6 protein-coding genes are annotated in these 7,066 nt (G+C 59.2%); 3 read left to right on the forward strand and 3 right to left on the reverse strand.

Going from position 1 to position 7,066, the window contains the following annotated elements:
* Positions 1–1,067 precede the first annotated feature (1,067 nt).
* Together LB554_RS29215 and LB554_RS29220 are read right to left on the reverse strand one after the other, a co-directional pair.
* On the reverse strand, positions 1,068–1,481 hold the full coding sequence (locus tag LB554_RS29215; protein WP_224588274.1) for a chemotaxis protein CheB: 414 nt from the start codon (positions 1,479–1,481) through the stop codon (positions 1,068–1,070).
* A gap of 510 nt (positions 1,482–1,991) precedes the next feature.
* Positions 1,992–2,228, reverse strand: a complete 237-nt coding sequence (locus LB554_RS29220; RefSeq protein ID WP_224588276.1) for a hypothetical protein — start codon at positions 2,226–2,228, stop codon at positions 1,992–1,994.
* On the opposite strand from LB554_RS29220, the gene LB554_RS29225 reads away from it, so the two are divergent.
* From LB554_RS29225 to LB554_RS29240, 3 genes are all read left to right on the forward strand, one after another.
* On the forward strand, positions 2,227–2,739 hold the full coding sequence (locus LB554_RS29225) for a ferritin-like domain-containing protein (protein ID WP_224588278.1): 513 nt from the start codon (positions 2,227–2,229) through the stop codon (positions 2,737–2,739). The genes LB554_RS29220 and LB554_RS29225 overlap by 2 nt on opposite strands.
* A 1,001-nt stretch (positions 2,740–3,740) precedes the next feature.
* Complete coding sequence (locus tag LB554_RS29235) at positions 3,741–4,544, forward strand: hypothetical protein (protein ID WP_140793026.1); 804 nt, start codon at positions 3,741–3,743, stop codon at positions 4,542–4,544.
* Positions 4,545–5,398: 854 nt separating this feature from the next.
* The gene (locus tag LB554_RS29240; RefSeq protein WP_224588280.1) at positions 5,399–5,785 is read left to right on the forward strand and encodes a response regulator; all 387 of its coding nucleotides are present in this window, start codon (positions 5,399–5,401) and stop codon (positions 5,783–5,785) included.
* A gap of 35 nt (positions 5,786–5,820) precedes the next feature.
* On the opposite strand, the gene LB554_RS29245 is transcribed toward LB554_RS29240, so the two are convergent.
* Positions 5,821–6,015 (reverse strand): hypothetical protein, encoded by a 195-nt coding sequence (locus tag LB554_RS29245; protein WP_140793023.1) that lies wholly within the window; start codon positions 6,013–6,015, stop codon positions 5,821–5,823.
* Positions 6,016–7,066 lie beyond the last annotated feature (1,051 nt).

Below are 7,066 nucleotides of genomic sequence, written 5' to 3' on the forward strand. Positions count from 1 at the left end.
GCAGGCGGCGGTCGGCTATCGCCCCCGCACCTCCGTCACCGAGGGGGTGGGGCGGTTCGTCGAGTGGTACCAGGATTTCTACAGCTGACGGGTCGGGTTCGCGAGGCCCGGGCCGCAGCCGACTGTTTAAGAGCGGGGCGTGGTTTTGCGGGTCGAGCCATCACTTACTGATGCGCCGGAACACCGCGAAAGTTGCGGTGCGCGAGAGCAAGGGGCGCAGCATCGAAGGCGATGCAATCAGGAAAGGACCCGCTATTGGAAAAACCTTCTCCAATAGTTTCGACCGGTTATGGGGAGAGTGCTAGTGGTACCGTTGGCTGGGATCGATCCGATGGATAAGCTATTGTTTTTATTCTTCCTTTTGTGTACCTGACGCGAATTTGTATCACAATAGGTATCACAATAGGTATCACCTTTTTGGAAGGCCTGGGCAAAGCCGACCGGCGTCTTATGTGTTGCTCTTGGTGGTCCGGAGGGCGCCCCGAAGCTGTCTGAACAACTCTTCGGCGCCTCCCGGCCTGGGAGGTGTCAATGGGCGCCAGGCAATGACCTTGGGCCGATAGAATCGGTTCTTGGCGGTAGCAAAAAAGCCCGCAGCCTACCCATGCTGCACGGACTAGCGTAAGTTCTTCGGCTCGACATTTGCATGCGGGACGGAACGCTGCCCCAGCCGATCGGCCTTTAGACGAGCCGTCTTCTCTTCACGGCTCTGCGCTCCGCATCGATGACGGCTCGAAATTCGCGGTCAGTCCGTTCGTGCCTTAATTTGTCTACCTTGCGTCGCATTTTCTGGGCCTAAGTGATAGCCCGCGCCCTCGGCAGAAGCGCGGGCAGTTGAGGCCGGACCTCAACCAGCGGCGAGCCTGGAGGGGCCACTGCCATCAAGCGCCCAACCGGTTATGGGCGTTTAGGTTCCAACGAAAGCGCTTGCCACCTTTGCCGACCGTGTGGGCCTGCTTCACCGGCAGGGAAGCGGGGCTGGCTGGGTATCGGGACCTGACCAGCACGCGAGCTGCCGACCGTCGGACCAAACGAGAATGTTATGTTCAGTTGCCCCTCGCTTTCAATTAAACGAGTAGTGGCTGGGGCTGAGCTCGCCGCACTCTTCGGATGACCTCACCGGCGATCTGATCGGCAGAACCGGTGAAGTCGAGCGGCCTATCATACATTGCCGCTTTCATCGGCATCCCGGCTTTGATCTCGCCGGCCTCGGTGAGGACCTTCGTTGCGCCGCTGGCGTGGGCTATTGCGGCAAGTCCACGTGAGCCATCACTCAGCGAGCCCGATAACACGATGCCGATTGCGCACGTCTTGGCGTGAACGGCCACAGAATTGAAGAGGATGTCGACGGTCTGCCCGCGATGTATGTGTCCAGCGCCCTCGATGGCCTGCAGGTCCTTGGGCAGGTTGCTAAGAAGGTCTTTGATGTCGCTGAGGCCATCTGATCCCGATGCGCCGACGGCGACGAAGAAAGGGGCCACGTTCGTGCTTAGCGTGCGGGATATGCATCTGCTAGGGTAACAGGTTCGCACCAGCTTCGCGAGGATAACCTCAAAGCATTCGCGATAGCACAATATTGCTCCCCAACGGTCCCTCAAGGGCTGCCACCGAGCCCGGCCTCCGGTCATCCAAATGGGTACGGAGAGGGCCGCAGCCGGCAAAAGGCGCGGCCCAGGGCGTCTGGCAGCCTACATGTTGCTGGCGGCGTGATGTTGCGGCGGAGACGGTCTGTTCCTGACTGGCCGGGGTCTGTTGTGAACAGGCCGATCGGCGATTGTGTTCGCTATCGGCTGCATCGCTCGCTGCTTGGCAGCTATCCGCTCGCGTTTCACCAGCTTGGCGATAAAACTTCGCACCTCAAACATAATGGGCTCCTCCCAGATGCCCTCCCGCTAATTTGTCATACGCCGGCTGAAGGCCAAGCGCATCTAGATTCGACAGGGTTAACCAGGCTCCTTTCTGTAGGCGCGTGGAGCCGGATCGAAAGTCGGTCAGTCGTCCTGCTGGATGGATAAGGAGTCGATGTGTGGCGATGATTGATCGAGCTGGTGACAAAGACGGTGTGCCGGCAGTGGCGATGGCTTGTCGGAATTCGGCGGTGATTTTGCATCTGCATGCACCGCCGGCAAGAGCCGTTCGGCATGCCAGTCTAATCCCGATGGAACTGCATTGGCGCAATTTTGTTTCTCGTCCGCCCCGTTTGTGAGTGAAAAAAGGGAGACAGTCATGGCAACCGCCAAAAGGGCCTCAACGAAAGGCCTGAACGAACTCTTCGTCGACACTTTGAAGGACATCTATTTCGCCGAGAAGAAGATCCTGGCAACACTTCCCAAGATGGCCAAGGCGGCACAAAGCCCTGACCTTAAGGCAGCCTTCGAAAAGCACCGCGGCCAGACCCAGGAGCACGTAGCGCGACTGGAAAAAATATTCGGCGCTCTCGGCAAGAAACCGCAGGGCAAGACTTGTGCCGCCATCATGGGAATCACTGAAGAAGGCACCGAGATCATGGACGAGTACAAGGGTTCTCCGGCTCTGGATGCTGGTCTCCTTGCTGCGGCCCAGGCCGTGGAACACTATGAAATCTCCCGCTACGGTACGCTGCGGACCTGGGCTAGCGAACTCGGCATGGACGAAGCGGTTCAGCTGCTGGAGCTAACCTTGGGCGAGGAGAAGGAAACCGACGAAACCCTGACGCAGCTCGCAGTGTCAGCCGTGAACGTCGCTGCCGAGGCGGCTTAGGAACTGCGACATCGGTCTCTGTCATCCGCAAGGCTTCTGGCGGTCGCCGTGGCCGGCGGGTGTCTTCCAGACGCTCAGCTCCTGTCTCGAGATTGACGCGAGTACTCATTTGGTCCTCGTCCGAGCAACGTCACCAAAGGTCCGGTTCCCGTCCTTCATCTCCGTGAGCGTAGGCAGTTTTCTTCCTGGCGCCTGACCCCGTGCTGCTCGGCCGAAAACCCGCGCGGTGCCGCGCGTGAAGCGAGCTATGATCCCCGCCAGCCGAATGTGAAATCCCGCGCAACATCACCAGGGGCGGCTCGCATGTGCGCGCGCCGGCGCGACCGTCCGGCCGCGCGGATGGCTCAGCCGGTGGACACTTCGATCTCCCATCTCGGCTTCCGGTGCATCGTCCGGCCGGGCAGAGCTCAGCGATGATTGCTGAGTGGCTCCAGGAATTGACGGAGCTGTTCGTTCCGATCATCGGCTCATCGCCGCAGGCACCATGCAGAATTCGCCGGCTCCGTGTTCCAGGCAGGAACCCGCCCCGAGAACCAGCACGGCGCGCGCCATCTGGATGCGGCATTCGCGCTGGCTCGTCGGCGGCCTGACCTCCCAACTCGCAGCCGACATCGTCGAAACACATCGACGACCACGAACTGGCAAGATATCGGCCGCATCGGTGCGGTCACCGTCATTCGCACGAGCCTGAAACTCTGAGCGCGATCAGCGCGAGGTGCGGGAAGTCTAAGGTGATTATTAGCCCGGCGGGGCTGACCGGCGCGGCTTTCCATTCCAGGCGAATGCCCGCTGGTTCCAGTCCTCGCGACAATGCCGAAACCAGGTCCGGCGCGAGATGGCGGCTCGACATGTCATATGCTCGACGACTTCGCCCTCACGTACGCAGGATCCTGGGCCGGCTATTTCACCTTCAGGTCCTGTGGCAGAATGAAAGGTACGCACGGCAAACACGAAGGCGCGGCGGTCGCGGGCAGGATTGGACAGTCGAAGGAGGGCGGCACTTGGTCGAGGTCTTGTCAGCAATAGTGGTCTTTCTGCTGCTATGCATTGGCGCAGGCTTGGGCGTACTTATTCGGGGCTGGCTTCCCGCGCAGCACCAGACCCCCGAAGCCACGCTGCTGATGCAGTTGACCGTTGGTTTGCTTGCAACCTTTGCCGCAGTTGTTCTCGGTCTTCTCACCGCGTCGGTGAAGCAGGCCTACGACAATTCGGCTCTGGACCGGCAGCAATATGCCCTGCAGCTTGACCTCATGGATGCGTGCCTACATGACTACGGAACTGACGCCGCCCGCATTCGCGTCGACCTAGCAGGTTACACCGCTGCCGTTATTGCGAGCACTTGGCCTAACGAAGCTCGGCCCACCGGTGTTTCCTACCCTGACACGTCGCGTATGCCTGTTGTGGGCGCCACACCGGAACTTGAAGAGCTGATGAACAAGATCGGTCTCGAGGTGAACGAACTCTTGCCGGCCGGTCCGCAACAAACGGCGATCGCAGCGATGTGCCGTGCGCGATATGATAGCGTCTCTACGGCCCGTCTCGGCGTGATCGAGGCGGCACGCAGTGAATTGCTGCAACCCTTCTACGGAATTCTGATCGTGTGGCTCATGATTATTTTCGCCTGCCACGGTCTCATCGCTCCACGAACGAAACTGACATGGACCCTCATGCTTCTAAGCGCGATCTCACTCAGCAGCGTTATGTTCGTTATCGCAGACCTTAGTCAGCCCTACGGGGGATTTTTCAGCATATCCAGCGTGAGCATGCGGCGCGCTTTGCAGGCGATGCTGGCTCGTACGAGTTAGGACATTCTCCGTCCGCCTAGACAATTATGCGTCTGGTTGCAGGTAAGCCAGCCGCCTGCTGCCGCCCTCCGGCGACCCCAACAAACACCCCGCCGCACGCCTGCATATCCCTAAAGGTTGACACAGGAAGTCTCATTGGATCAGCCAGATCACCCCTCGCCATCAAGCTTCAATCAGTCTGTTGCGCCGCATCGATCAGTGGAACGCCTTTGCCTCCGGGGAGCCTGTGACTTCTGTGGCATCTTCTGAACAGAACAAACAGGCACTATCACAGGTTAGCGCAAGGCGATTCGCAATTCCAAAAAGGAGGATGTTGCCGAGGCTGCGCGTGCGGTTATCAGTGAGAGGGGCGAGCCCGAATCCGCATCGACCTATACGGCGCGCTCGTAACACACTCAACATTTGATGGGCGGTCTTGCGGCTGCTGCGCAGCGGCGGCCGGAGGTAACGAGAATGCTGATTGATAGGTTCCACTTATCCTCCTGCCGCCGGAGGGCATCCTGCGCGGATTTCAGGTTTTCGAGTAAACTTTCAAGCAGCTGCTCCTCTTGCCCTGTCGGCCGCCCGCTTCCTGATTCGCTCCAATATCCGGTCCTGAATGGACAAGGCGGTCCATAGTGGCAAACGATGTCACGAAGATAATCTTTGACGGGATCCATGCTTCCATCTCCCTGCTAGGGCGAAAGCATGATGTTCACTTCCAAACGTCCGATGCCGGCAAATCTCGCGGGCGACGATGTCACCATACGCCCTATGGGGGTGGATAGCCAACCTCAAAGGGAAGGCTATTAGCATGGACTAATTTTCTCTTACATCGCAAGATGCCGTCCATTGAGGGGGCCGGTGTAACAGTCGTGATTTTGGTCGTAGAAGATCACCCGCTAATTCTAATGGAAATCGAATCGGGGTTAGAAGACGCTGGGTTCGAGGTCGTGCGCGCGAAAAGCGCAGAAATTGCGATCGAGGTGTTTGACACAGACCCATCGAATATTCGTGCCCTAGTCACCGACATTCGTTTGGGGGCCGGGAAATGTGGATGGGAACTCGCCAAATATTTGCGCCAGGCCGCACCAGCCATGCCAGTTGTCTACGTCAGCGGTGACAGTGCCTTGCATTGGGCTAAACGGGGCGTTCCAAACAGCATCATGATTTCAAAGCCATTTGCCGTCGCGCAGATCACAACGGCACTAGCCACGCTCCTTAACCAGCAGCTACCACGCGATCCTGGCGCGCCAATTTAAATGCAATTTCACTGGTACCAGCGGTGGATAACGCCCTACTTGCGCGTGATCCATTCCAGCAAGCGCGGTTCGATCTCTTCGTAGCCGGTATAATCACGAAATAGCTGAGCAGCGAATTCCTGCCACTCGCCTTCAGGGATATGTTCCTCACGCACCATGACGCGGAAGGCATCGCGCATAATGTTGCAATCGAACGTCGAGACTTCAGCCCTTGAGCGCAAATCCCCCATTGCAGTCCCCCCGTCCCAAGCGGGAGCACTACCAGGTCCTCAGATACCCCTCGCCGCAAATGGATACGGCCTATCGCAGGGACTCGCAAGCGCAAGTCCGAATGTCAGCGGGCTGCGGGGTTTGGCCCGCGCCCCTCGGCAGAAAAGCGCGGGCCGACCAAGTTTTCCCTTGGGCAGCAGCGCGAAGGAACGTGGGGAGTGCGCTGCGTTGGCCCCAACTTGCATTGGATCGGACTGTTCCAGAGCATAGCAAAAAGCCCGCCACCTTGCGGCAGCGGGTGGGGTTCATTGTCTTCGGTGTTTGCGGTGCCCTTGCTAGAACGAAAGGCCACGGGTAGCGTCCGCACGTGAGCAGACGGGCGCGGAAATACGCATCGCCCAGCTTTGATGACATTTTCGCCTCAGCACGACAGATCGAACGGGGACTCAACAATCACGCCTAGCCGCCTCCTCGATCCGGCTCCAGCGCCGGCGCAGGGCTTCATAGGACCGGTAGGGGACCGTCCATACACGGCGATCGGCATTCCAGGAGGCAAATGGCACCTCGCGCATCTCATCAACGACGACGCGTGGATAGGGCGTCACCACTTCCAAATGGTCATCAAGCCGACGAAGATACTTGGAAAGGGGGGATCAAAGGCAAAGGCGTCCCGGCATTTGAGATCGCCATGGGTTTCCGTCTGAGAACGCTCTCGTTCGAGCCATCGATCGACGCCGCGCCGCAGTTTTGCCTGGGACGAACCACGCCTTCAGATCGTCGTTCCAGCGGGCGCGAGGAAAGGTCTTTCTAAACCGCTCTACCGTCATGCGGTCGTATGGAAATGCCGCCGTCGCACCGAGACGCCGGCCGTGAGGCTTTGGCCGCACTCTCCTGGCCTCCGGCAGCTCGGAAAGCTCGCCGTCCAGGCGGGCTTTCTGCACCGTTGACAAATGTTCGATGACCAAGGCAAATCGGGTCCTTTGTTGGAGCTCGTCCCTTGGTCTCCTATGTTCGGCAACGCCTTGCGGAAGTCAAAGCGGATCCCGCCCGTCGCCCCCGCCCCGCGAAGGG

The organism is Mesorhizobium sp. CO1-1-11, assembly GCF_020164995.1.
Classification (GTDB): domain Bacteria; phylum Pseudomonadota; class Alphaproteobacteria; order Rhizobiales; family Rhizobiaceae; genus Mesorhizobium; species Mesorhizobium australicum.